Genomic DNA, 21,408 nt, shown 5'->3' with positions numbered 1-21,408 from the left:
GTTGGTAATGCGGTTGAAGCGGTGCTCGCGATTTATTTGCCGCTGGCAGCGATGACTTGCATGACGGCGTTGGCGCTGTCGCGCGCGCTGTCGCGCAGCAAGCTGTGATGCATGTCCGTGAAGCGCTGCGCCAGGCGCAGACGGCCGGGCACGTCGCTCAGTTGCTGCCACATGGCGTCGGCCAAGGCCTCGGGGCTGGCCGCATTTTGCAGCAGTTCGGGCACCAAGCTCTCGCGCGCCAGGATGTTGGGCAAACCAATCCACGGCTGGTAGCCCATGTGGCGCATGATTTCCCATGACGCGCGCATCATTTTGTAGGCGATGACCATGGGCTTCTTGTACAGCGCCACCTCCAGCGAGGCCGTGCCAGAGGCCACCAGAACCGCATCGGCGGCGCAGATGGCCGTGTGCGAGCCGCCATCGGTGAGTAAAATCTCGATGTCCTGCAAGCGAGCTTGCGCAACCAGCTGCAAAAAATACTGGCGCTGCTTCTCGCCAGCCATGGGCGCGACGAAACGCAGCGAGCGGTCGCGCGCCAACAAGAGCTTGCAAGCGGTCACGAACGCCACCGTATTGTATTTAAGTTCGCCCATGCGGCTGCCCGGCATCAGGGTCACCACATTGGCGTCCTCGGGCAAGCCCAGGGTGCGGCGCGCGGCCGCCTCGTCGGGCTGCAAGGGAATCATTTCGGCCAATGGGTGGCCGACATAGGTGACGGGCACGCCAGCCTTGCGGTAAATCTCTTGCTCGAACGGAAAGATCACCAGCATGTGCGAGACAGCCTTGATGATTTTCTTGATGCGTCCACCGCGCCAGGCCCATATCTGCGGCCCGATGTAGTGCACGGTGGGGATGCCGGCTTCCTTGAGCTGCTGCTCCAGACCCAGGTTAAAGCCCGGATAGTCGGCGCCGATGAAGACGGCAGGACGCTCGGCCAGCAGCTGGTCGCGCAGCGCGTTCTGGATGCCCTTGATCTCGCGGTAGCGGGGAATGATTTCGAACAGGCCGCGCACGGTCAGCTTGTCCAGCGGCCAGTCGGAAACGAAACCCTGCTTGGCCATATGCTCGCCACCGATGCCGTGGAAGCGCGCGCCGGGCAACTGCGGCACCAGGCCCGACAGCAGCCGGCTGGCCAACAGGTCACCCGACACCTCGCCGGCGACGATGGCGACCGACAGGTCGCTGCAGTGGTCAGCGAACGATGCCACGCGAGGCCACACCGAGGAATTCGCGCATGGCGCGAATATGCTGCGCCGCTGCCGGCGTTGCCATTTCTTCTTCAAACAGCGCTGCCTTGGCTTCTTCCAAGGTCAGGCCGGAACGGTAGATGAGTTTATACGCGGTGCGGATGCCATTGATCTGCTCGCGCGTGAAGCCGCGCCGTTTCAAGCCCTCGATATTGACGCCATGCGCCTGCGCCGGATTGCCGTTCAAGAGGACAAAAGGCGGCACGTCCTGCGTCAGGCTGGTGCTCATGCCGACAAAGGCGTGCGCGCCGATCTTGCAGAACTGGTGCACATTGGCGAATCCGCTCATAATGACCCAGTCGCCGATTTCTACGTGGCCCGCCAACTGGGCATTATTGGAAAAAATCGTGTTGTTGCCCACCAGGCAGTCGTGCGCCAGGTGTACATACGCTGAAATCCAGTTGTCATTGCCCAGACGCGTCACGCCGCCACCCTGTACGGTTCCCGTATTGAAGGTGCAAAATTCGCGGATAGTGTTGCGGTCGCCGATTTCCAGGCGCGTCGCCTCGCCCGCCCATTTCTTATCCTGCGGCTGCGCACCGATGGAAGAAAACTGGAACAGGTGATTGTCGCTGCCGATCGTTGTGTGGCCGTCGATGACGACATGCGGACCGACCTTGGTGCCGGCCGCAATGCGCACGTGCGGACCGATAATGGTGTACGGACCGACCTCGACCGAGCTATCGAGCTCAGCCTTCGGATCAATCACTGCAGTGGAGTGGATGGCCGCCATCACTGACCCGCTGGCTGGCTCGCATCCTGCGCGCTGCGGATAGTGCACATCAACTCCGCTTCCAGCGCCACTTTGCCGTCGACCGAGCCGACTGCCTTGTATTTCCAGATGCCGCGCGAGACGCGCAGGATTTCCACATCCATCTTCAGCTGGTCGCCCGGCTCGACAGGACGCTTGAAGCGCGCATTGTCGATGCCGACAAAGTAGACCACCGAATTTTCATCGGGTTTGACGCCCATCGACAGGAAGGACAACAGGGCCGCCGTTTGCGCCAGCGCTTCGATCATCAGCACGCCGGGCATGACCGGTTTGTGCGGGAAATGGCCCTGGAAGAACTCTTCGTTGACCGTCACGTTCTTGATCGCGGTAATGGATTTGTTCGCTTCCCAGTCCAGCACGCGGTCAACCAGCAGCAGCGGATAGCGGTGCGGCAGCAGCGATTTGATGGCCAGGATATCGAGGGTCTTTTTTTCAGTAGTCATTTTTCGTCTTGCGTGGTCAGTGTTTTAATTGTTTTTTCAAGCGCGCGGATCTTCTCGCGCATGCTTGACAGGTTGCGCACGATGGCGGCACTCTTTTCCCAGTCAGCATTCTTGGCCAGCGGGTAGAAACCCGTGTACTGGCCCGGTTCCGCGATCGAGCGCGAGACCATGCTGCCCGAGCCGACGTGGACGCGGTCGGCGATCGTTAAATGGCCCAGCACCATGGCGGCGCCGCCAAAGGTGCAGTACTTGCCGATGATGGCGCTGCCGGCTACGCCGACGCAGCCGGCCATGGCCGTATGCGCGCCGATGTGGCAGTTGTGGCCGATCTGGATCTGGTTGTCGAGCTTGACGCCATCTTCGATGATGGTGTCGGCCAGGGCGCCACGGTCGATGGTGGTGTTGGCGCCGATATCGACATCATCACCGATCACCACCCTGCCCGTCTGCGGAATCTTGATATACACGCCGCCTTCGTTGGCGAAACCGAAGCCGTCGGTGCCGATCACGGCACCCGAGTGGATAATGCCGCGCTGGCCGATCACGCAGCGCGCATGGAACGTCACGTTGGCGAACAACTGGGTACCGGCGCCGATGATGGCGTCGCGCCCCACCACGCAGCCGGGACCGATGACGCAGTCGGCACCGATCACGGCGCCCGCTTCGATCACAGCGTGCACGCCGACTGAGGCGCTGGCATCGACCTGCGCGCTGGCGTCGACAAAGGCGCTCGGATGGATGCCGGGCGCGGCCTTGATTTCATGCAGGGCGGCGAAATACTGCGCCGCGCGCGCGAAATAGACATAGGGATTCGGTGTGATGATGCGCGCACCGGCGTACTCGGCGCCGATCAGCGCGTCGTCGGCAGGCGTGACGATCAACGCAGCAGCGCCGCTGCTTGCGGCCTGCGCGCGAAATTTACTATTGCTCAGAAAGCTGATGTGCGAAGCGCCAGCGTCGGCCAGCGGTGCGATCCCTGTCACTTCCAGGTTGGCATCGCCCGCCAATTGACCACCGAAGCGTTCGACCAAGTCTCCTAGTCGAGTGCCCATCGATATACCCTTATAAAAACGCCTGACGATGCCTGCTGCGCGGCGCGATTTGCGGCCTCCGATGCTCACTGCGCTTTAGCACAGCTGCGCTTCTCAACCACAACTCCCGTCCGCTCGCTACGGCACTGTCAGGCTTGAAACCGTTACTGTTACTTGTCCAGCGCCTTCAAGACCTTGTCGGTAATGTCGATGCGCGGGCTGGCCCACAGAGCTTCCTGCAGCACGATGTCATATCCTTCGATATGCGCCATCTGCTGGATGATGGCGTTGGCTTTTTCAGCGATAGCGCTGCGCTCTTCATTGCTGCGCTGGCTCAAGTCTTCGCGAAATTCGCGCTGGCGACGTTGCAGTTCCTTGTCCAGCTCAAAAAACTCGCGCTGGCGCTTGGCGCGCTCGGCCTCGCTCAGGGTGGGCATGTCCTTTTCCAGCGCTTCATTGGCCACCTTGAAACGACTGCCCAGTTCCTGCACGGCTTTTTCACGCGAGCGGAACTCTTCGGCCAGCTTGGCGCTGGCAGCTTTCGCCAGCCTCGATTCGTTATAAATACGTTCGCTGCTGATCCAGGCGATCTTCGACTCCTGAGCCTGCGCCTGCACCGGCAACAGCGAACTCCAGCACAATGCGATCACGGCAAGGGACTTGGGCAAAGTAGCGGATGCGGTGTTCATGATACTCCATGGTCAAAAGGTAAAAGCTGTCGCCCCGGTTCAGATGGCCGGTTAGAAACCGGTGCCCATCTGGAACTGGAAGCGCTCCAGGCGGTCCGTCGGCTTGGCGTTCAGCGGCTTGGCATAGCTCAGCTTGAGCGGGCCCACCGGTGAAATCCAGCTGATGCCCAAGCCAGCAGAATAACGCAATTGCGAGATACGCATTTTTTCGCCTTCCTGGTAGACCTGGCCACCGTCAAGGAAACCGAACCAGCGCAAGCTGCGGTCATTGCCCGAACCTGGGAATGGCATCTGCAGTTCGGCGCTACCGATCAGGCGCGAAGCGCCTCCCAGCGCATCGTTGGTGCTCGGTTCGACCGCGCCCAGCGAGGAACTCAGGTAGCCACGCACCGAACCGATGCCGCCGCCGTAGAAGTTCTTGAAGACTGGATACACGTGCTTGCCGATGCCGTGGCCGTAATCGATCTCGCCCTTGAGCGCCAGGGTCACTTTGCTGAACAGCGGACGGAAATACTGGTGCTCATAGATGGCACGGAAATACTTCTGGTTACCGATCACGTCAGCTTCCAGGTTGACGCGCTGGTAACGACCGACCGATGGCGTCAGCGCACTATCGCGACTGTCGCGTTGCCAAGCCGCCGTCAGCGGGATGGCGTTGGTGGTAGCCGAACCGATACCGTCCGACGGGCCGCCATTGTCGATCACGTACTGCTTGAAGCGGACCGGGCTGGTGAGATCGGTTTCGATGCGCGAGCGCTCGGCGCCGATGCCAAAGAAGATGGTATCGACTTCCGAGAATGGCACGCCGAAACTGACGCGGCCACCGGTTTGCTTGATCTTGTAGCTGCCGATATTGAGCGCTGGTGGTTCCGTCGTACGCAGGTAAACTTCAAAGCTGCGCGAAATGCCATCGTCCGTAAAATACGGATTGGTTTGCGAAAACGCGATCGTGCGACTGTAATGGCTGGTATTGAGTTCGATGCCGACGGTGTTGCCGCTACCGGCGAAGTTGGCCTGCGAAATCGATGCCGACAGAGTGAACTTCTCCGATTGCGAGAAGGCGCCACCGATCAGGAAGTTACCCGTTGGCTTTTCCACTACCGTCACGTTGACGTCAACCTGGTCGGTCGTGCCCTGCGCTTCTGGCGTGTCGATAGTGACGTCCTTGAAGTAGCCGAGGCGGTCGACGCGATCACGCGACAACTTGATTTTGTTGCTGTCATACCAGGACGATTCGAACTGGCGGAATTCACGGCGAATGACTTCATCGCGCGTGGTGGTGTTGCCGGCGATATTCATGTGGCGCACATACACGCGCTTGCCCGGATCGATGAAGAAAGTAAAACCCACTTCATGCTTTTCACGGTTGATTTCCGGATTGGCATTGACGTTGGCAAAAGCATAGCCGAACGTAGCCAGGCGGTCCTGGATGCGTTTGTTCGTCGCCGTCAGGCGCGCGCCCGAATAGATCTCGCCCTCGCGCATCAGATTGAGGGCCTTCAGCTCTTCTTCGCGGCCGAACATCTCGCCTTCGAACTTGGTGCCGGCGATCTTGTACTTTTCACCTTCGGTGATATTGATCGTCAGGTAAATGTCTTTTTTATCGGGCGTGATCGACACTTGCGTCGAGTCGACCTGCATCTCGATATAGCCGCGGTCGAGGTAATAGGACTTGAGCGACTCGATATCGCCGGTCAGTTTGGTCTTCGAATATTGATCAGCCTTGGTGTACCAGCTGAACCAGCCGCCGGTGTTCAAGGCCAGCTGATCACGCAGCTCCTTGTCGCTGAAAGCCTTGTTGCCAACGATGTTAATTTGCTTGATGCGGGCCACGTCGCCCTCGTCGACGGCGAACACCACATTGACGCGGTTACGCTCGATCGGTGTGACGGTGGTGGTGATCTTCACGCCGTACAGACCATGCGACAAGTACTGGCGCTTGAGTTCCTGTTCCGCGCGGTCGACCGACGCCTTGTCAAAAATCTTGGCTTCGCCGACGCCGATTTCCTTCAATGCCTTGACCAGCACGTCTTTCTCAAATTCCTTGGTGCCCGTAAATTCCACGGCAGCGATGGCCGGGCGCTCCTCGACCAGCACCACCAGCACGTCACCATCGACTTCCAGTCGCACATCCTTGAAAAAACCCGTCGCGTACAGCGCTTTGATGGCAGCGACGCTCTTCTCGTCGGAGAACGTTTCGCCGACACGCACGGGCAGGTAACTGAAAACAGTCCCCGCTTCAGTACGCTGGATCCCTTCGACCCGGATGTCCTTGACAGTAAATGGCTGGACGGCCAGCGCATGGCCGGCACAGAAGGCCATGACGGCGGCGCCGATCAGGCTGCGACGAAAGGAAGGCAAGGCAAAACGAGCAGAATGTAATTTCATTGGGGTTATTCAATGGCTAAATCAATGGACAACATACACAAAAGATTGCTTGTGCGACTCACGCAATGGCATCAACCAGCGCCCTAATTAAGTAATCGCAACACGTCATTAAAGACGGCAAGCACCATCAAGGTCAATAGCAAACCCATCCCCAGGCGCTGAGCAATCTCGCCTACGCGCTCCGGCAAGGGGCGTCCGGTCAAAACTTCCAGCGAATAATACAGCAAATGCCCGCCATCCAGAACAGGAATGGGTAGCAAATTCATCACGCCCAGACTAATACTGATGAAGGCAATGAAGCTCAGATAACTTACCAGGCCGATGCGCGCCGTCTGGCCCGCGTAATCGGCGATCGTAATGGGCCCCGTCACATTCTTCAGCGAGACTTGGCCGGTGATCATTTTACCCAGCATTTTCAGGCTCATGACACTGGTATCCCACACTTTGGAGGACGCCTTGAGCACGGCAGAAAACGGTCCGGATGCGACGCTGATCATATCCGGCACCTGCCCCAGTTTTGCCTGGATCTTACCAACTGTTACAGCTCCCTTTGCCCCCGCGCCAGGCACGGCGTCAGGCGTAATGGGCAAGCTCAGGTCCTGGCCCTGGCGCAAGAGGCGCAATTGCAAAGTACGACCCGGTGCCTCGCTGAGGGTGGCGATGACGAGCGCCACGTCGTGCACGGGCTGCTCGTCGATGGCCAGAATTTGGTCGTTTTTTTGCAGGCCGGCGCGCGCGGCTGCACCGCCAGGCATGATTTCCATCAGCGTGGGGGCGGAACGGGCCAGCGTCAGGCCCAGCTTACCCAGCACGTCGCCTTCCAAGTCCGTTTGCGTCAAAGTGGTCGTCGGCAAGGTCGCTTCCTGCAGGCCACGATCAGGACGACGCACTTCGATGCGCGCAGCCTGCTTGTCGAGGGTGGACTGGATCAGCTCCCAGCGCAACTCGGACCAGCTGGCGACAGCCTTGCCATTGACCGCTTCAACCGTATCGCCGCTGCGCAGGCCAGCAGCATGGGCCGGCGTTTGCTCGGCCACGGGGCCGAGCTTGCTCGACGGCTCCTCGATGCCATGCATGAACAAGCTCGCGTACAGCACGATGGCGACGAGAAAATTGGCCAGCGGCCCGGCAGCGACGATGGCGATGCGACGCCACACGCTCTGGCGTGTGAACTCGCGGCGCAACTCGCTTTCCGGCAAGTCGCTAAGGTCTTGCGCACGGCTGTCGAGCATGCTGACATAGCCACCCAGCGGCAGCGCGGAAATAGCCCATTCGGTCTGGTCCTTGCCAAACTTGCGCGAATACACCACTTTCCCCATGCCGATCGAGAAGCGCAGCACTTTCACGCCGCACCAGCGCGCCACCACGTAGTGGCCCAGCTCGTGCAAGGTAATCAGCGAACCGAGCGCGACGATAAAGGCCAGCAAGGTGGTGATCAGCGTCATGCTGCCAGCCTCTGGGCGATATACGCATGCGCGGCCGCGCGGGCCAGGCGGTCCTGCTCCATCACGGCCTCGATGCTGGAGGCGGCGCCATGCGGCACGGTCTCGATCACGTGGGAAATGACGCGGTCGATCTGGCGGAAGCCGATCTGCTCGTCGAGAAAGGCTTGCACGGCCACTTCATTGGCCGCATTGAGCAGGGCCGGCGCCGTGCCGCCGGCGCGCAAGGCGTCGAACGCCAGCGCCAGGCAGGGGAAACGGCGCAAATCGGGACGCTCGAACTGCAAGGTGGCTATTTGCGCCAAATCGAGCTGCGCGACGCCGGAGGCGATGCGCTGTGGATACGCCAGCGCATGGGCGATCGGCGTGCGCATATCCGGGTTGCCCAACTGTGCCAGCACGGAACCGTCAATATACGACACCATCGAATGGATCACACTTTGCGGATGGATCAGCACCTCGATCTGCTCGGCTGGCGCACCGAACAGCCAGTGCGCTTCAATCACTTCCAGGCCCTTGTTCATCATGGTGGCCGAATCGACGGAAATCTTGCGCCCCATGGCCCAGGTCGGATGCTTGCATGCCTGGTCCGGCGTGACCCTATCGAGCGTTTCGACAGCGCGCGTAAGGAAGGGGCCGCCGGAAGCGGTCAGCACGATTTTTGCCACGCCCGCAGCGCCTGGCGCGCGGCCATGCGCATGCGGCAGACATTGGAAGATGGCGTTATGCTCGCTGTCGATGGGCAGCAGCACGGCGCCGTTATCGTGCACGGCATCCATGAACAGCTGGCCGGACATGACCAGCGCTTCTTTATTTGCCAGCAATATTTTCTTGCCCGCACGCGCCGCCGCCAAGGTGGGCGCCAGGCCGGCTGCGCCGACGATGGCCGCCATCACACCCGTCACTTGTGGTGCGCTGGCGACGGCGCACAGCGCCTCGACGCCATAATCGACTTGCGTAGCGACGCCCTGGCCGCGGAGCAGGCGCGTCAGTTCAAGGGCCGCGTCAGCGGTGCCGACGACGGCGCGCTGCGGACGGAACTGCAAGCACTGGGCGGCCAGTTCGGCCACACGGCTGTGCGCGCTCAGCGCATACACGCTGTATTGCTCGGGATGACGCGCGAGCACGTCGAGGGTGGACACGCCGATCGAGCCGGTCGCGCCAAGGATGGTGATGTATTGCATGAGTTTCCTTAAAGCCAGCTGGCCACCAGGGCAGCAAATGGCAGGACCGGGATCAACGCGTCGATACGGTCGAGTACGCCGCCGTGGCCAGGCAGCAGATTGCTGCTGTCCTTGATGCCGGCGCGACGTTTCAATTGGGATTCGAACAGGTCGCCGACGATGCTGGCAGCGACGACCAGCAGCAGCACCAGCAAGGTCACCAGCGAGCCGCGGCGCAATTGCAACTGCACGGCAAAGGTATCTTGCAGCACCGGCAACGAAGGCGCAGCAGCGATGGTGATGGCGGCGATGACGAGCACGGCGAGGCCGCCGCCGATGGCACCTTCCCAAGATTTACCCGGGGAAATGCTGGGCGCCAGCTTGCGCTTGCCGAAAGCCTTGCCCGAAAAATACGCGCCGACGTCGGCGATCCAGACCAGCGCCATGACGGACAGCAGGAACAACGGGCTATGCAGGAACAAGGCAATGATGGCGACGAAGCAGCCGACGATGGTGACCGGATACACCAGACTAAGCAAAGTATTGCCCAAGCCTTCGGTGGGCGGCAAGCCCGTCGCCAGCGAGGGCGCGAAGCGGATCAGCCAGATGGCCACGCACAGGGCAAACCAGAAATTGAGCTGCGCCATGCCGTTACCGACAAAAAACGTATACGCGAAGGCAGCAGTCCAGACGGCAGCAATCAAGAGCGCCTGGCGATTTTTAAAAATGCGGAAGCTTTCCCATACGGCGGCGCCGAAGAACGCCGTGGCGATCACGGCGAAGGCAGGGAAGTAATTCAGATACAGAACCGGCAGCAAGACCGCCAACAGGACCAGGGCGGTGATTATCCGTGTTTTCAGCATCAGTTTGTCTTTTCAGTTAATTGCGCGCTGGTACGGCCAAAGCGCCGTTCGCGCTGCTGGTAAGACGCGATTGCCGCGTCGAGGCACTCGCCATTAAAGTCGGGCCAGAAAGTGTCGGTGAAAAACAGTTCCGTGTATGCCAGTTGCCACAGCAGGAAATTGGAAATGCGCTGCTCGCCCCCCGTGCGGATGAACAGGTCGGGCTCGGGTGCGTAGGCCATGGCCAGGTGCGGCGCCAATTGTTCTTCCGTGTAAGCCTGCGCGGCAGGCTGGCCATCGTTGGCAGCCTCGGCCGTCATTTTGTTGACCGCCTGCATGATGTCCCAGCGGCCGCCATAATTGGCGCAGATCGTCACCGTCAGACGCGTATTGCGCGCCGTCTTGCGTTCGGCATTGGCGATCAGGGTTTGCAGTTCGTCGTTGAAGCGCGACAGGTCGCCCACCACCTTCAAGCGGATGTCGTTGGCATGCATCTTGACCACTTCGCGTTCCAGCATGGTGACGAACAGGCGCATCAACATCGACACCTCTTCTTCCGGGCGGCGCCAGTTTTCCGAGCTGAAGGCAAACAGGGTCAGATATTGAACGCCCCGTGCAAGGCAGGCCTCAACGATGCCGCGCACGGCGTCCGCCCCCTTGACGTGACCAGCCACGCGCGGCAGGAAGCGCTTGGTTGCCCAGCGGCCGTTACCATCCATAATGATTGCCACATGGCGCGGCACCGTGCCAACCTCAGGTACTGCCGTTGTCGAACTCGAATAGATCATGAAAACACGAACACTAAAAATAAAAGATGACTATTATGCGCCAAATAGCACTGCCCGGAAAAGCCGTGCTTTCCCGGGCAGCATCAAAAGGACTGAAAACTAGACTGTCAGCACTTCTTTTTCTTTGTCGACCACCATCTTGTCGATGTCAGCAATAAACTTATCCGTCAGTTTCTGCACTTCTTCCGACGAGCGGCGCTCATCGTCCTCGGAGCAGGCTTTTTCCTTGACCAGTTTCTTCAGCGACTCGTTCGCGTCGCGACGAATGTTACGCACAGCAATCTTTGCGTCTTCCGCTTCACTCTTGACCAATTTGACCATTTCCTTGCGGCGCTCTTCCGTCAGCGGCGGCGTAGGAACGCGGATCAGGTCGCCCTGTGCCGATGGGTTCAAGCCCAGATCAGCATCGCGGATAGCTTTTTCGATGGTGTTGGCCATCTTTTTTTCATACGGCTGCACGCCGATGGTGCGCGCGTCGACCAGGGTCACGTTGGCGACCTGGGTCAGCGCCGTCGGCGACCCGTAGTAATCGACCATCACGTGGTCGAGGATACCCGTATGAGCGCGGCCGGTACGCACTTTGGCCAAGTCGGCCCGCAGTGTTTCCAGCGACTTGGTCATGCGTTCCTGCGTGTTCTTTTTAACGTCAGCTAAGGACATTGCTGTACTCCTTGTCTTGATAATAATGAATATTCTACTTTGCCAGATTCAAGAAACAAACCCGCGCAGTTGGGAGTGCCGAAAACCGTTCAGGGCAAGGAGCAGCGCCGAAGCCGGTACGAATACGGCGAGGCGCTGCAACGCAGCCATGGCCGCTTCTCGGTGCTCCTTGTTTCTATACGTGAACCAGCGTGCCCTCATCTTCACCCATGATGACGCGCATCAGGGCGCCTGGCTTGGTGATCGAAAACACCTTGATCGGCAGTTTCTGGTCACGGCACAGGGCGAATGCGGTGGCATCCATCACTTGCAGATGCTTGGAGATGGCATCGTCGAACGTAATCGTATGGAACAGGGTGGCGTTCGGATCCTTCTTCGGATCAGCCGTGTAGACACCGTCAACCTTGGTGGCCTTCAGGACGATCTCGGCACTGATCTCGGAACCGCGCAGAGCGGCTGCCGTGTCGGTGGTAAAGAACGGATTGCCGGTACCGGCGGCAAAGACAACCACTTTGCCTTCTTCCAGGTATTGCAGGGCTTTCGGACGTACATATGGCTCGACGACTTGTTCGATGCCGATGGCCGACATGACGCGTGCAGTGATGCCGACGTGACGCATCGCATCGGCCAGAGCCAGTGCGTTCATCACGGTGGCAAGCATGCCCATGTAGTCGGCGGTGGCGCGGTCCATGCCTTGCGCGCCAGGCGCGACGCCGCGGAAGATATTGCCGCCACCAATCACGATTGCCAGTTCCACACCCAATTTCGCCACCTCGGCCACATCGGCCACCATGCGCTCGATCGTGGCGCGGTTGATGCCGTAGGGATCATCGCCCATCAGGGCTTCGCCGGACAACTTGAGGAGGACGCGCTTGTAGGCTGGTTTTGACATGAGCTGGGGCTCCATAAATGAGGTTATTCGAGTATGACATGGCGCAGCGCTTTGCAGCGCCGGACAGGCGTGCGCAACTGCCCATGCCGCCGCCCGGCACAACAGGTGCGGGCGGGCCAAAAAAACGGGCCTCTCGGCCCGCTTTACTTACGCTCCCTGGGAGGCAGCCATCTGTGCTGCGACTTCTGCTGCGAAGTCGTCTTGCTTCTTCTCGATGCCCTCGCCTACCACGTACATGGCGAAGCCTTTGACGCTGGTGTTAGCCGCCTTCAGCATTTGCTCAACCGACAGCTTGTCGTTTTTCACGAAAGCCTGGTTCAGCAGCGACACTTCTTTCAGGAACTTCTGTACCGAGCCTTCCAGGCGCTTGGCCAGGATTTCCGGCGATTGTGCTGGCTTGCCTTCGGCGGCCGCTTTGACTGCGTCTTCTTCGGCTTTCAGTTGGGCAACCGAACGCTCTTTTTCGATCAGTTCCGCAGGAACTTCGTTCGAAGACAGCGATACTGGCTTCATGGCCGCGATGTGCATGGCCACGTCTTTGCCTACTTGCTCATCGGCGCCGTCGAATTCGACGATCACGCCGATGCGCGCACCGTGCAGGTACGAAGCGAGCTTGTTGCTCGTTTCGAAGCGCTGGAAGCGGCGGATGGTCATGTTTTCGCCAATTTTGCCGATCAAGGCAGCGCGCACTTCATCGAGTGTCTTGCCATCGAGTGGCAGGGCCAGCAAGGCAGCTACGTCAGCCGGGTTGTGTTCTGCTACCAGACGGGCAGCGTTGTTGGCCAGTGCCAGGAAATCGTCGTTTTTCGCAACGAAGTCGGTTTCCGAGTTCACTTCGACCAGGGCGCCTACGCCATTGGCGATATAGGTTGCCACGACGCCTTCAGCGGTGATGCGTGCCGATGCTTTCGATGCCTTGCCGCCCAGTTTGACGCGCAGGATCTCTTCCGCACGCGCCATGTCGCCTTCGGCTTCGGTCAGTGCTTTTTTGCATTCCATCATTGGTGCGTCGGTTTTGCCGCGCAATTCGCCTACCATCGCTGCTGTAATCGCTGCCATGTGTTTCTCCTGATTCGGTGAGTCGACAGTCGCGGCCGGGCAGATATGCCTCGCCAGCGGTCACTATCGTTTTTTTGTTAAAAAAAAGGGGGAGCTGCTGCCACCCCTTTTCCCTTACTGCTGTGCTTACAAACAGCTATCTCGCGATAGCCTGGCAATTAAGCCTGTTCGTTTACTTCGACGAATTCGTCGCCAGCGGCTGCTTTAACCATTTCAACAACTTCGTTACCGGCAGCTGCACGGCCTTCGATGATTGCATCAGCAACACCGCGAGCGTACAACATGATGGCTTTCGAGGAGTCATCGTTACCTGGGATCACGAAGTTCACGCCTTCTGGGGAGTGGTTGGTATCGACAACGCCGATGACCGGGATACCCAGTTTAGCCGCTTCAGTGATCGCACCTTTGTGGTAGCCGACGTCTACAACGAAGATTGCGTCAGGAATGCCGCCCATGTCCTTGATGCCGCCGATCGATTTTTGCAGCTTGATCATTTCGCGGGAGAACATCAGCGCTTCTTTTTTCGACAGCTTCTCGATCGAACCGTCTTCGATCATCACTTCCATGTCTTTCAGACGCTTGATCGACGTTTTGATCGTCTTGAAGTTGGTCAGCATGCCGCCCAACCAACGCTGATCAACGAAAGGCACGCCAGCGCGTTGCGCTTCAGCAGCGATGATTTCGCGAGCTTGACGCTTGGTGCCGACCATCAGGATGGTGCCACGGTTTGCAGCCAGTTGACGCACGTGCTTCATTGCGTCCTGGTACATCGCCATGGTTTTTTCCAGGTTGATGATGTGGATCTTGTTGCGATGGCCGAAGATGAACGGTGCCATTTTTGGATTCCAAAAACGGGTTTGGTGACCAAAATGGACACCGGCTTCCAGCATTTCGCGCATTGTTACGGACATTATTAACTCCAGGGTTGGGTCTGGAATCCGATCAGTCACCATAGAGGCACCCTTGTCGACCGGATTCGCGTGTTTATATTGATTAAATACACTGTTTTACTGCATTGCCTAAAAGAGAATTCAAGCAACCCGGAATTCTACACCGAAATGACGGCCGCATCAAGTCTGCACTGCGAATCGCCGGCTCCTGGGGAAGCGCTCGATGTACCACGCTGGCGCCAGGCGTAGCCGCGCTGGCGGTTCATCCCGATTTGCGCACAAATCGCCGCCCAGCCATGGGAAGAAGGCGGCGAATTGAGGGCGCCTCGTTTATAATTTCAACATATTTGCAGACTTTTTTCCGCACCATGGAAATCGTCTGTGCTTTTCACCCGCGCTTTTCAGCCGGAAATTTTGCAGATTGCGACTTACACCATGCCTACCATCCGTATTAATAGCGCCGCCGACATCGAAGGCATGCGCGTTGCCGGCAAACTCGGCGCTGAAGTACTCGATTACATCACTCCCTTCGTCAAGGTGGGCGTCACGACCGGCGAACTGGACCGCCTGTGCCACGAATACATGCTCAACGTGCAAGGCACCATCCCGGCCCCGCTGAACTATTGCCCGCCCGGCTACACGCCTTACCCGAAGGCCATTTGCACCTCCGTCAACGACGTCATCTGTCATGGCATTCCGGGCGACAAGGTCTTGAAGAGCGGCGACAGCGTCAACCTCGACATCACTGTCATCAAGGATGGCTATCACGGCGACAATAGCCGCATGTTCCTCGTCGGCACCCCCACCATCCTGGCAAAGCGCCTGTCGGAGGTCACCTATGAATGCATGTGGCTGGGCATAGACCAGATCAAGCCGGGTGCCCACCTCGGCGATATCGGCCATGCCATCCAGCAACATGCGGAAAAGGCTGGCTACAGCGTGGTGCGCGAATTCTGCGGTCACGGCATCGGCAAGGTCTTCCATGAAGAGCCGCAAGTGTTGCATTACGGCAAGCCAGGCACTCTCGAACGCCTCGAAGCAGGCATGATTTTTACCGTGGAACCGATGATCAACTCGGGCCGCCGCGAGATCCGCGAGATGAACGATGGCTGGACCATCAAAACCAAGGACCGCAGCTTGTCGGCGCAATGGGAACACACGGTGCTGGTGACGGAGACGGGCTACGAAGTGCTGACCGTCTCGCCCGGCATGCCGCCGCCGCCCGCCTTGATCCTGAACAAAGCCTGATTTCTCCATCCCACGCACCGCCACCTCAGGGCCCAGATGAAAAAGCAAGTTCGGGAACAGCTGAAACAGCAACTGAAAGCCGACCGCCAGGTCGTCATTGCGGCCTTCCAGGCCGACGGCAAGCCTGAAAAACTGCTGCGCAGCCTGCGCCACAGCGTCGATGGCGTGCTGGCGCGCGCCTGGCAGGAAGCAGGTTTGCCGCCTGGCACGGCCTTGGTGGGTGTGGGCGGCTATGGCCGCGGTGAACTGTTTCCGTATTCCGACGTCGACCTGCTGATCTTGCTGCAGCAATCGCCCGATGCGCAGACACAAGAAAAGCTCGAAGAACTGGTGCAACTGCTGTGGGACCTGGGCTTGGAGATCGGCCACAGCATTCGCACGGTCGAAGAATGCATGGTCGAATCGAAAGCTGATATTACCGTGCAAACCAGCCTGCTCGAGGCGCGCCTCGTGTGCGGCAACGCGGACTTGTTCGCGCAATTACAGCAGCGCTACCAGGCCGCCATGCAGCCGCAGGCATTTTTCCAGGCGAAAACGGCGGAAATGCGTCAGCGCCATGCCAAATATGAAGACACGGCCTTCAGCCTGGAACCGAATTGCAAGGAAAGCCCCGGCGGCCTGCGCGACTTGCAGGTGATTTTATGGGTCGCCAAGGCGGCCGGCCTGGCCAATTCCTGGCGCACCCTGGCCACCAGCGGTCTGATTACGCTCACCGAAGCGCGCCAGTTGATGGAAAAGGAGCGCGCCTTCAAAGATATCCGCGTACGCCTGCACCTGCATGCGGGTCGGCGCGAAGACCGCCTGGTATTCGACATACAGACGGCCATCGCCGAATCGCTGGGCTTGCAAGCGACGGGCAGCGGCCCGCACATGCGCCGCGCCAGCGAATTTCTCATGCAGCGCTATTACTGGGCCGCCAAGACGGTGACCCAGCTCAACACGATTTTGCTGCAAAATATCGAGGCACGGCTGTTTCCGCAAGACGATGTGGCCGTGCCCATCAACGAACGCTTCAATGAAGTCAACAGCCTGATCGACATTAGCGCCGACGATACGTTCGAGCAATATCCATCGGCCATGCTGGAAATCTTTGTCTTGATGACGGAACGCCCGGCGCTGAAGGGCATGACCTCGCGCGCCACGCGCGCGCTGTGGCACGCGCGCTTCAAGATCGATGCCGCCTTCCGCCAGGATGACGTCAACCGCGCCCTGTTCCTGCGCATCATGCGAGCGCCCGTGGGCATCATCCACGCATTGCGACGCATGAACGAAATGAGCATCCTGGGGCGCTACCTGCCCAATTTCCGCCGCATCGTGGGCCAGATGCAGCATGACTTGTTCCACGTATACACGGTCGACCAGCATATTTTGATGGTGGTGCGTAACATGCGCCGCTTCACGATGAGCGAACATGCCCACGAATATCCGTTCTGCAGCCAACTGATGGCCGATTTCTCGCAGTCGTGGCTGCTCTACGTGGCAGCCCTGTTCCACGATATCGCCAAGGGCCGCGGCGGCGACCACTCGAAGCTGGGCGTGGCCGACGTCACCCAGTTCTGCCAGGATCACGGCCTGTCGGCAGAGGACACGGAACTGGTCGCCTTCCTGGTAGAAAATCACCTGACGATGTCGCAAGTGGCGCAAAAGCAGGACCTGTCTGACCCCGACGTCGTGCAAGCCTTTGCGAAAGTGGTCAAGGACGAGCGCCACCTGACGGGCCTGTACCTGCTGACGGTGGCCGACATCCGTGGCACCAGCCCGAAAGTGTGGAATGCCTGGAAGGGCAAGCTACTGGAAGACTTATACAAAATCACCCTGCGCGTGCTCGGTGGCGAGCCGCATACGGCCGACCGCGAGCTGAAAAACCGCCAGCAGGAAGCGCTGGCCACCCTACGCCTGTACGGCTTGCCACCGGATGCACACCTGAAACTGTGGCAGCAACTGGACGTTGCGTATTTTCTGCGCCATGACGCCTCTGACATCGCCTGGCAGACGCGCTCGCTGTGTGACAAGCTCGACAGCAAGTTGCCGGTGGTAAAATGCCGGCTGGCGCCGATCGGCGAAGGCTTGCAAGTAGCCGTCTACATACCCGATCAGCCCGACCTGTTCGCGCGCATCTGCAGCTATTTCGACCGCAAGAATTTCAGCATCCTCGACGCGAAGATCCACACGACCAGGAATGGCTATGCACTCGATACTTTTCTCGTCACCGAGCAGAACTTTGCCAAAAGCTACCGCGACATCATCAGCCTGATCGAGCATGAGCTGGGCAAACTGTTGCAGTCGCAAACGCCGCTGCCGCCGCCGGGCAAGGGAAGACTGTCGCGTCTGTCGCGCACCTTCCCCTTCCAGCCGACGGTAGACTTGCGGCCCGATGAAAAGGGCCAGTACTACCTGCTGTCGGTGGCCGCCAACGACCGCACGGGCCTGCTCTATACGATCGCCAATGTGCTGACCAAGTACCGCATCAACCTGCACACGGCCAAGATCATGACCCTGGGCGAGCGGGTCGAAGACGTCTTCCTCGTCGACGGTCCCGCGCTCAACAATGCCCGCAACCAGATATTGCTGGAAACCGATTTACTCGATTCGCTGAAAGTGTAACGACCTGCGCGCAGCGCCTACTATTACTGAAACTGAAACAACATGACCGAAGAATTATTACGCTTGTCCAAACGCATGTCCGAACTGGGCCTGTGCTCGCGCCGTGAAGCCGATGAATGGATCGCGCGCGGCTGGGTCCGCGTCGATGGCAAAGTGGTGTCCGAACTGGGCAGCAAGGTCACCCCGAGCCAGCGCGTTACCGTGGAACGCCAAGCCGCAGCCGAGCAATCGAAGCGCGTCACCGTGCTGATCAACAAACCCGTCGGCTACGTCAGCGGCCAGGCCGAAGACGGCTACACGCCAGCGGTGGCGCTGATCAAGGCGGAAAACCGCTGGGCGGAAGACCGCAGCCCGGAACAGTTCCACCCGACCCAGCTGCGCAGCCTGGTGGCCGCTGGACGTCTGGATATCGATTCTGTCGGCTTGCTGGTCTTGACGCAGGATGGGCGCGTGGCCAAGCAGTTGATCGGCCACGATACCGATGTCGACAAGGAGTACCTGGTGCGCGTGAGCTACACCAAGGGCGATACCCTGCCCGACAGCGAGCTGAAAAGACTCAACCACGGCCTGTGGCTCGACGGCAAGCCCTTGCTGCCCGCCAAGGTGCGCTGGCAGAATGAAGACCAATTGAGCTTTACCTTGCGCGAAGGCAAGAAACGCCAGATCCGCCGCATGTGCGAAGCCGTCGGCCTGAAAGTGCTGGGACTAAAACGCGTGCGCATCGGCAAGGTCAAGCTGGGCGACTTGCCAACGGGCCAATGGCGCTACCTGAGCGCGGACGAACAGTTTTAAGCGACGGCGTCAAGATGGCATGCGCAGCGGCATGCCAGCTTATAGCAGCAGGAATATAGTGATATAGAATCAATTATAGTGATTTTCTTAGTAAATATTGCCTTAAACCTATACACTATTCCCCATTAGAATAAAAGAGATACGCTGTCGTGAACGATCCCATTCCCAATCCACTGCGCAAAGGCGCACCCAGCCTGGCAGATGTCACCGAACCGATGGAGCCAGGCACCAAGCCGCACCATATGAGCGATCCGTGGGATATCGGCGAAACCCTGTGCAGCCTGGCCGATAACGGTGACGCCATCTCGATCTATCCGGCCGGCGGCGAAGATGTCATCATGGCGCGCATCCTGTCGGTCGACGACGACTTGCCGCAATTCGTGCTGGAACTCAATGAAGGCGCAACTCTGCCTGAAGGCGGCGCCACGTTTGTGTCATCGGTACAGAGTGCCAAGCTGCAATTTACCGTCAACGGCGAATGGGAAGCGTATCCCGGGCGCCCTAACGTCTACCTGACGAACTTCCCCGGCCATTGCCTGGTGCTGGAACGACGCGAATCGGCCCGCCTGGAAACCCCGCTAGGCGTGTACCACCTGGCCGCGTTTGTGCTCGAAGGGCGGCCATATGAATTGCAGCTGTATGACTTTTCGAGCGGCGGCATCGGCATGCGCGCCCACCCACGCGATACGATAGGGCTGTACGTGGGTCGCAAGCTGTCGCGCGTGCGCCTGGAACTGGGGCCGAGCAAGGTCATGATTGCCGACCTGGAAATTCGCCTCTCGCGCACTTTCCGCTCCTTCCTGCTGGGCGAGCAAGTACAAATCGGCTGCCGCTTCCTGAACCTGACGCCGGCCATGCAGGATGAATTGCAAGCCCTGCTCGACAACCTCGGCAGCAACCGCAAAGTGCGCTAGGTGAGTACTGGGGTCAGACCCTCAACACCGCCAACACATAGCTCTGCGCTAACGCATCCGGGGGTCTGACCCCCGATGTCGGCGGCCTAGTCGTCGTCGTTCGGATCGAGATCGGGAAACATGACCTCGGTATAGCCGAATTGCGTAAAATCAACGATACGCATCGGATACAAAATACCGTGCAGATGGTCCACTTCATGCTGCACCACGCGGGCATGGAAGCCGTCGCAGTCGCGGCTGATGGGCTGGCCAAACTGGTCCGCGCCTTCGTAGTGCAGTTCGCTCCAGCGCGGCACGCTACCGCGCAAGCCGGGCACGGACAGGCAGCCCTCGAAACCCTCTTCCTTGCGCTCTGCCAAAGGCGTCAGCACAGGGTTGATCAGCACGGTCTCCGGCACTTGCGGCGCATCGGGATAGCGCAGATTATTCTTGAAGCCGTAAATCACCAACTGCAGATTGACGCCGATCTGCGGCGCCGCCAGGCCCGCGCCATTGGCGGCATGCATGGTATCGAACATGTCGGCGATCAAGGCGTGCAATTCGGGCGTATCGAAGTCGCGCACTGGCTCTGCCATGCGCAGCAGGCGCGGATCGCCCATCTTCAAAATGTCGCGTACGGTCATTTTGCGTCCAATGTCGACTGCATTTCTTGCAAGTAAGTACGGAAGGCGGCGCCCGTTTCCGGATGTTTCATGCCCATCGCCATGCTGGCCTTCAAATAGCCAAGCTTGGAGCCGCAATCATAGCGCTGCCCTTGGTAGCGATAGGCCAACACGCGTTCTTCGCGCATCAGGGCGGCGATACCGTCCGTCAACTGGATTTCGCCACCGGCGCCGGTACCGATATTTTCCAGGTGGCCGAAGATGCGGCTGGTCAACACATAACGGCCCACCACGGCCAGGGTCGATGGCGCCACTTCGGGCGCAGGTTTTTCCACGATGGCCGAAACCAGTTCCAGGTCGGGCTGATAATTTTTTGCCGACACGATACCGTACTGTTTGGTTTCCGCGCGCGGCACGTCCTGCACCGCCAGCAACGAGCAATTTTCATACTGGAAGACATCGGCCATCTGCGCCAGCACCGGGCGCACGCCCTCTTCCACGTCCATGAAATCGTCGGCCAGCAAGACCGCGAACGGTTCGTCACCGATCACGGGACGGGCGCACAGCACCGCGTGCCCCAGGCCCAGCGGTGCCGACTGGCGTATGTAAATGCAATTGATGTGCTTAGGAATGATGTTTTGCACCATGTCGAGCAACTGCCGTTTGCCTGCCGCTTCCAGCTCCGACTCCAGCTCGTAGGCCGTGTCGAAATGGTCTTCGATGGCGCGCTTGTTGCGACCCGTAATGAAGATCATTTCCGTGATGCCTGCGGCCACCGCTTCCTCCACTGCGTACTGAATCAGTGGTTTATCGACAATGGGCAACATCTCCTTCGGTTGCGCCTTGGTCGCAGGCAAGAAACGGCTGCCCAGGCCAGCGACGGGAAAGACTGCTTTTCTAATTTTTTTCATGGGTCTTCTGTAGCTTCTGTAAGATATTGAA

20 protein-coding genes are annotated in these 21,408 nt (G+C 59.3%); 4 read left to right on the top strand and 16 right to left on the bottom strand.

Features of this window, described 5'->3' with window-relative positions; genetic code table 11:
* Nucleotides 1-32: 32 nt before the first annotated feature.
* The 14 genes from lpxB to rpsB all read right to left on the bottom strand — a co-directional run bounded on the left by lpxB (nucleotide 33) and on the right by rpsB (nucleotide 14,327).
* The gene (lpxB, locus tag H4V96_RS09525) at nucleotides 33-1,208 is read right to left on the bottom strand and encodes a lipid-A-disaccharide synthase (protein WP_070346662.1); all 1,176 of its coding nucleotides are present in this window, start codon (nucleotides 1,206-1,208) and stop codon (nucleotides 33-35) included.
* Complete coding sequence (gene lpxA, locus H4V96_RS09520; protein WP_010397640.1) at nucleotides 1,192-1,980, bottom strand: acyl-ACP--UDP-N-acetylglucosamine O-acyltransferase; 789 nt, start codon at nucleotides 1,978-1,980, stop codon at nucleotides 1,192-1,194. Before lpxA ends, lpxB begins: the two co-directional genes overlap by 17 nt.
* Nucleotides 1,980-2,462, bottom strand: a complete 483-nt coding sequence (gene fabZ / locus H4V96_RS09515; protein WP_010397639.1) for a 3-hydroxyacyl-ACP dehydratase FabZ — start codon at nucleotides 2,460-2,462, stop codon at nucleotides 1,980-1,982. The genes lpxA and fabZ overlap by 1 nt, the downstream gene beginning before the upstream one ends.
* Nucleotides 2,459-3,514, bottom strand: a complete 1,056-nt coding sequence (lpxD, locus tag H4V96_RS09510; protein ID WP_029496364.1) for a UDP-3-O-(3-hydroxymyristoyl)glucosamine N-acyltransferase — start codon at nucleotides 3,512-3,514, stop codon at nucleotides 2,459-2,461. Before lpxD ends, fabZ begins: the two co-directional genes overlap by 4 nt.
* A gap of 149 nt (nucleotides 3,515-3,663) precedes the next feature.
* On the bottom strand, nucleotides 3,664-4,182 hold the full coding sequence (locus tag H4V96_RS09505; protein ID WP_010397635.1) for an OmpH family outer membrane protein: 519 nt from the start codon (nucleotides 4,180-4,182) through the stop codon (nucleotides 3,664-3,666).
* 51 nt (nucleotides 4,183-4,233) lie between these two features.
* Nucleotides 4,234-6,570, bottom strand: coding sequence for an outer membrane protein assembly factor BamA (gene bamA, locus H4V96_RS09500; protein ID WP_196855420.1), 2,337 nt, complete (start codon nucleotides 6,568-6,570; stop codon nucleotides 4,234-4,236).
* 83 nt (nucleotides 6,571-6,653) lie between these two features.
* On the bottom strand, nucleotides 6,654-8,015 hold the full coding sequence (gene rseP / locus H4V96_RS09495) for an RIP metalloprotease RseP (protein WP_196855421.1): 1,362 nt from the start codon (nucleotides 8,013-8,015) through the stop codon (nucleotides 6,654-6,656).
* Nucleotides 8,012-9,196 (bottom strand): 1-deoxy-D-xylulose-5-phosphate reductoisomerase, encoded by a 1,185-nt coding sequence (gene ispC, locus H4V96_RS09490; RefSeq protein ID WP_196855422.1) that lies wholly within the window; start codon nucleotides 9,194-9,196, stop codon nucleotides 8,012-8,014. Before ispC ends, rseP begins: the two co-directional genes overlap by 4 nt.
* 8 nt (nucleotides 9,197-9,204) lie before the next feature.
* The gene (locus tag H4V96_RS09485) at nucleotides 9,205-10,038 is read right to left on the bottom strand and encodes a phosphatidate cytidylyltransferase (protein WP_196855423.1); all 834 of its coding nucleotides are present in this window, start codon (nucleotides 10,036-10,038) and stop codon (nucleotides 9,205-9,207) included.
* Nucleotides 10,038-10,805 (bottom strand): polyprenyl diphosphate synthase, encoded by a 768-nt coding sequence (gene uppS / locus H4V96_RS09480; RefSeq protein ID WP_029496362.1) that lies wholly within the window; start codon nucleotides 10,803-10,805, stop codon nucleotides 10,038-10,040. The genes H4V96_RS09485 and uppS overlap by 1 nt, the downstream gene beginning before the upstream one ends.
* A gap of 99 nt (nucleotides 10,806-10,904) precedes the next feature.
* Nucleotides 10,905-11,465 (bottom strand): ribosome recycling factor, encoded by a 561-nt coding sequence (gene frr / locus H4V96_RS09475; protein ID WP_010397622.1) that lies wholly within the window; start codon nucleotides 11,463-11,465, stop codon nucleotides 10,905-10,907.
* A 175-nt stretch (nucleotides 11,466-11,640) separates the two neighbouring features.
* Complete coding sequence (gene pyrH, locus H4V96_RS09470) at nucleotides 11,641-12,357, bottom strand: UMP kinase (protein ID WP_070347215.1); 717 nt, start codon at nucleotides 12,355-12,357, stop codon at nucleotides 11,641-11,643.
* 147 nt (nucleotides 12,358-12,504) lie between these two features.
* The gene (gene tsf / locus H4V96_RS09465; RefSeq protein WP_010397617.1) at nucleotides 12,505-13,416 is read right to left on the bottom strand and encodes a translation elongation factor Ts; all 912 of its coding nucleotides are present in this window, start codon (nucleotides 13,414-13,416) and stop codon (nucleotides 12,505-12,507) included.
* A 158-nt stretch (nucleotides 13,417-13,574) separates the two neighbouring features.
* Nucleotides 13,575-14,327: a 30S ribosomal protein S2 gene (gene rpsB / locus H4V96_RS09460; protein WP_010397614.1), complete on the bottom strand. Its 753-nt coding sequence runs from the start codon at nucleotides 14,325-14,327 to the stop codon at nucleotides 13,575-13,577.
* Nucleotides 14,328-14,741: 414 nt separating this feature from the next.
* Between rpsB and map the strand changes: the two genes are divergently transcribed.
* From map to H4V96_RS09440, 4 genes are all read left to right on the top strand, one after another.
* The gene (gene map, locus H4V96_RS09455; protein WP_029496361.1) at nucleotides 14,742-15,554 is read left to right on the top strand and encodes a type I methionyl aminopeptidase; all 813 of its coding nucleotides are present in this window, start codon (nucleotides 14,742-14,744) and stop codon (nucleotides 15,552-15,554) included.
* A 36-nt stretch (nucleotides 15,555-15,590) separates the two neighbouring features.
* Nucleotides 15,591-18,158, top strand: coding sequence for a [protein-PII] uridylyltransferase (locus tag H4V96_RS09450; RefSeq protein WP_196855424.1), 2,568 nt, complete (start codon nucleotides 15,591-15,593; stop codon nucleotides 18,156-18,158).
* Nucleotides 18,159-18,200: 42 nt separating this feature from the next.
* Nucleotides 18,201-18,950, top strand: coding sequence for a pseudouridine synthase (locus H4V96_RS09445; protein ID WP_010397610.1), 750 nt, complete (start codon nucleotides 18,201-18,203; stop codon nucleotides 18,948-18,950).
* A 149-nt stretch (nucleotides 18,951-19,099) separates the two neighbouring features.
* Nucleotides 19,100-19,864 carry a PilZ domain-containing protein gene (locus H4V96_RS09440; protein WP_010397609.1) on the top strand — a complete coding sequence of 255 codons (765 nt, stop codon included), beginning with the start codon at nucleotides 19,100-19,102 and terminating at the stop codon, nucleotides 19,862-19,864.
* 86 nt (nucleotides 19,865-19,950) lie between these two features.
* Here H4V96_RS09440 and def read toward each other — a convergent pair whose 3' ends face one another.
* Entirely contained in the window at nucleotides 19,951-20,487 is a 537-nt protein-coding gene (gene def / locus H4V96_RS09435; protein ID WP_196855425.1) for a peptide deformylase, read from the bottom strand.
* The gene (galU, locus tag H4V96_RS09430; protein WP_010397607.1) at nucleotides 20,484-21,377 is read right to left on the bottom strand and encodes a UTP--glucose-1-phosphate uridylyltransferase GalU; all 894 of its coding nucleotides are present in this window, start codon (nucleotides 21,375-21,377) and stop codon (nucleotides 20,484-20,486) included. The genes def and galU overlap by 4 nt, the downstream gene beginning before the upstream one ends.
* Nucleotides 21,378-21,408: the final 31 nt, after the last annotated feature.

This window comes from Janthinobacterium sp. CG_23.4, from assembly GCF_029892305.1.
Classification (GTDB): domain Bacteria; phylum Pseudomonadota; class Gammaproteobacteria; order Burkholderiales; family Burkholderiaceae_D; genus Janthinobacterium; species Janthinobacterium lividum_D.
This window is presented reverse-complemented; position numbering and strand designations above follow the sequence as displayed.

Bases quoted from the DNA above. Each gene is read 5' to 3' on its own strand.
- rpsB (WP_010397614.1), bottom strand. From the start codon at position 14,327: ATGTCCGTAACAATGCGCGAAATGCTGGAAGCCGGTGTCCATTTTGGT.
- uppS (WP_029496362.1), bottom strand. From the start codon at position 10,805: ATGATCTATTCGAGTTCGACAACGGCAGTACCTGAGGTTGGCACGGTG.
- lpxA (WP_010397640.1), bottom strand. From the start codon at position 1,980: ATGGCGGCCATCCACTCCACTGCAGTGATTGATCCGAAGGCTGAGCTC.
- ispC (WP_196855422.1), bottom strand. From the start codon at position 9,196: ATGCAATACATCACCATCCTTGGCGCGACCGGCTCGATCGGCGTGTCC.
- pyrH (WP_070347215.1), bottom strand. From the start codon at position 12,357: ATGTCAAAACCAGCCTACAAGCGCGTCCTCCTCAAGTTGTCCGGCGAA.
- def (WP_196855425.1), bottom strand. From the start codon at position 20,487: ATGACCGTACGCGACATTTTGAAGATGGGCGATCCGCGCCTGCTGCGC.
- frr (WP_010397622.1), bottom strand. From the start codon at position 11,465: ATGTCCTTAGCTGACGTTAAAAAGAACACGCAGGAACGCATGACCAAG.
- rseP (WP_196855421.1), bottom strand. From the start codon at position 8,015: ATGACGCTGATCACCACCTTGCTGGCCTTTATCGTCGCGCTCGGTTCG.
- H4V96_RS09505 (WP_010397635.1), bottom strand. From the start codon at position 4,182: ATGAACACCGCATCCGCTACTTTGCCCAAGTCCCTTGCCGTGATCGCA.
- H4V96_RS09445 (WP_010397610.1), top strand. From the start codon at position 18,201: ATGACCGAAGAATTATTACGCTTGTCCAAACGCATGTCCGAACTGGGC.
- lpxD (WP_029496364.1), bottom strand. From the start codon at position 3,514: ATGGGCACTCGACTAGGAGACTTGGTCGAACGCTTCGGTGGTCAATTG.
- bamA (WP_196855420.1), bottom strand. From the start codon at position 6,570: ATGAAATTACATTCTGCTCGTTTTGCCTTGCCTTCCTTTCGTCGCAGC.
- galU (WP_010397607.1), bottom strand. From the start codon at position 21,377: ATGAAAAAAATTAGAAAAGCAGTCTTTCCCGTCGCTGGCCTGGGCAGC.
- tsf (WP_010397617.1), bottom strand. From the start codon at position 13,416: ATGGCAGCGATTACAGCAGCGATGGTAGGCGAATTGCGCGGCAAAACC.
- fabZ (WP_010397639.1), bottom strand. From the start codon at position 2,462: ATGACTACTGAAAAAAAGACCCTCGATATCCTGGCCATCAAATCGCTG.
- H4V96_RS09485 (WP_196855423.1), bottom strand. From the start codon at position 10,038: ATGCTGAAAACACGGATAATCACCGCCCTGGTCCTGTTGGCGGTCTTG.
- map (WP_029496361.1), top strand. From the start codon at position 14,742: ATGCCTACCATCCGTATTAATAGCGCCGCCGACATCGAAGGCATGCGC.
- H4V96_RS09450 (WP_196855424.1), top strand. From the start codon at position 15,591: ATGAAAAAGCAAGTTCGGGAACAGCTGAAACAGCAACTGAAAGCCGAC.